General features: G+C 40.2%; 1 protein-coding gene. It reads left to right on the top strand.

Annotated features, from left to right (window positions below):
• Nucleotides 1-2,661 (top strand): DUF1542 domain-containing protein (locus KV696_RS08580; protein WP_219967429.1); only part of this gene is annotated, 2,661 nt, incomplete at both ends.

Here is a 2,661-nt window from a genome sequence, read left to right as displayed (position 1 = left end):
AGTTACTGCAGTGAATCCAGAAGCAGTTAAGAAACCAGCAGCTAAGAAAGCCATTGACGATGCACTTAAAGCTAAAGAAGCAGCAATTGACGCTCGTCCAGATTTAACTGATGAAGAGAAGAAAGCCGCTAAAGATGCCGCTAAGGATGTCGCTGATAAAGCTAAAGAAGCAATTGATGCAGCACCAAGCAATGCAGCGGTAGACGCAGCTAAGAAAACAGGTGTAGATGAAGTTGCAGCTGTAAATCCAGAAGCAGTTAAGAAACCAGCAGCTAAGAAAGCCATTGACGATGCACTTAAAGCTAAAGAAGCAGCAATTGACGCTCGTCCAGATTTAACTGATGCCGAGAAGAAAGCTGCTAAGGACGCCGCTAAGGATGCCGCTGATAAAGCTAAAGCAGCAGTAGATGCAGCACCAACGGATGCAGCAGTAGACGCAGCTAAAGAAACTGGTACAGGTGACATTGCGAAAGTTAACCCAGTAGCTAAAGAAGTAGCTAAGAAGGCAGTAGCAGATGAATTAGCTAAGAAAGAAGCAGCCATCGATGCTCGTCCAGACTTAACTGACGAAGAAAAAGCAGCAGCTAAGAAAGAAGCAAAAGATAAAGCTAAAGCAGCAACAGATGCAATCAATGATCAACCATCTATCGCAGAAACACCAGAAAAAGCAGCAGAAGCTCAAAAAGCAGTAGATGCAGCTAAGAAAACAGGTGTAGATGAAGTTGCAGCTGTAAATCCAGAAGCGGCTAAGAAACCAGCAGCTAAGAAAGCCATTGACGATGCACTTAAAGCTAAAGAAGCAGCAATTGACGCTCGTCCAGATTTAACTGATGCCGAGAAGAAAGCCGCTAAAGATGCCGCTAAAGATGCCGCTGATAAAGCTAAAGCAGCAGTAGATGCAGCACCAACAGATGCAGCAGTAGACGCAGCTAAAGAAACTGGCACAGGTGACATTGCGAAAGTAAACCCAGTAGCCAAAGAAGCAGCTAAGAAGGCAGTAGCAGATGAATTAGCTAAGAAAGAAGCAGCAATCGACGCTCGTCCAGATTTGACGAAAGAAGAAAAAGACGCAGCTAAGAAAGAAGCTCAAGATAAAGCTAAGGAAGCAACAGATGCAATCAACGATCAACCAGCTAATGCAGAAACACCAGAAAAAGCAGCAGAAGCACAAACAGCAGTAGATGGTGCTAAGAAATCAGGTGTAGATGAAGTTGCAGCTGTAAATCCAGAAGCTAAAGCTAAACCAGCAGCTAAGAAAGCAATCGAAGATAAATTAGCAAAACAATTGGAAGATATTGCTAATACTCCAGATGCTACTGATGAAGAGAAGAAAGTTGCAGCAGATGCAGCTAAAGCTCAAGCAGAAGAAGCTAAGGAAGAAATCGATAAAGCTGGAACAGATGCAGAAGTTAAGCAACTTCAAGAAGCAGCTGAAGGTGAAATTGAAAAATCTGTACCAGTTGTAGAAGATAAACCAAATGCTCGTAAAGCAATTGATGAAGAAGCAACAGCTAAGAAAGCAGAAATCGATGCGCGTAACGATCTAACTCCTGAAGCTAAAGCTAAATTAAAAGCTAAAGTAGATAAAGCTGCTGAAAAATCTAAAGCAGCAATTGATGCAGTAAGTAGTGTAGACGATGTTAATACAATAGAAGAAGCTGATAAGGCGGCTATTAAAGCAATTGGAGAAGTAAACAGACCAATTGATAAAGTATTAGTAAAAGATCCAAGTGCATTAACAGATGAAGAAAAAGCTAAAATCTTAGAAGAAGTTAAGAAAGTTAACCCAACAGCTAAAGAAGTTAAATATGATGAAAATGGAAACATCGAAGTAACAACAGAAGCTGGCGATAAAGGAATTATCAATCCGACAAAATTAGTGAAAACTGAGGACCAATTAGATAACGGTAAAGGTGGAAATGACATTAACAAACCACTTGATAAAGTTATCGTAAAAGATCCATCGAACTTAACTGACGAAGAGAAAGCTAAGATTGTTGCTAAAGTTGAAGAGGTAAATCCAGATGCTATCGTAACAATCAATGAAGATGGAACTGTTTCTGTTTCTACTCCAGATGGTAAAACTGCAGCAATTCCAGCATCAGAATTAGTAAGAACTAAAGAAGATACTTCTAACCCAGATGCAGGAAATAGTAAAATTGTTAAACCAGCAGACAAAGTAGCCGGTGAAGCAAATGATCCGGATGATCAAGCTAAAGTAGAAGAAAAATTAAGAGAATTAAACCCAGAAACTAAATCTGTTAAATTTGATGAAGATGGTAATGCGACAGTTACACTGAAAGATGGAACTACTGCGACAATCCCATCAGAAGATTTATTCAAATCAGAAGTAGATGCAACTAAACCAAATGCAGGCAACGACATCGTTAAACCAGCAGATAAGACAGTAGTAGCAAATCCAGAAAAACTTACAGACGCTGAGAAGAAAGCGATCGAAGATAAAGTTAAAGCTGTAAATCCAGATGCAACAGTAGTTGTAGATGATAAAGGAAATGCGACAGTTACAACTCCAGAAGGTAAGACAGCCGTAATTCCAGCAGCAGACTTGACGAAAGATCCAGAAGCTGCAACTAAACCAAATGCAGGCAACGACATCGTTAAACCAGCAGATAAGACAGTAGTAGCAAATCCAGAAAAACT

This window comes from Streptococcus humanilactis (assembly GCF_019448275.1).
Lineage (GTDB): Bacteria > Bacillota > Bacilli > Lactobacillales > Streptococcaceae > Streptococcus > Streptococcus humanilactis.
Note: the sequence above shows the minus strand (reverse complement) of the source record. Positions and strands in the feature narration are given on the sequence as shown.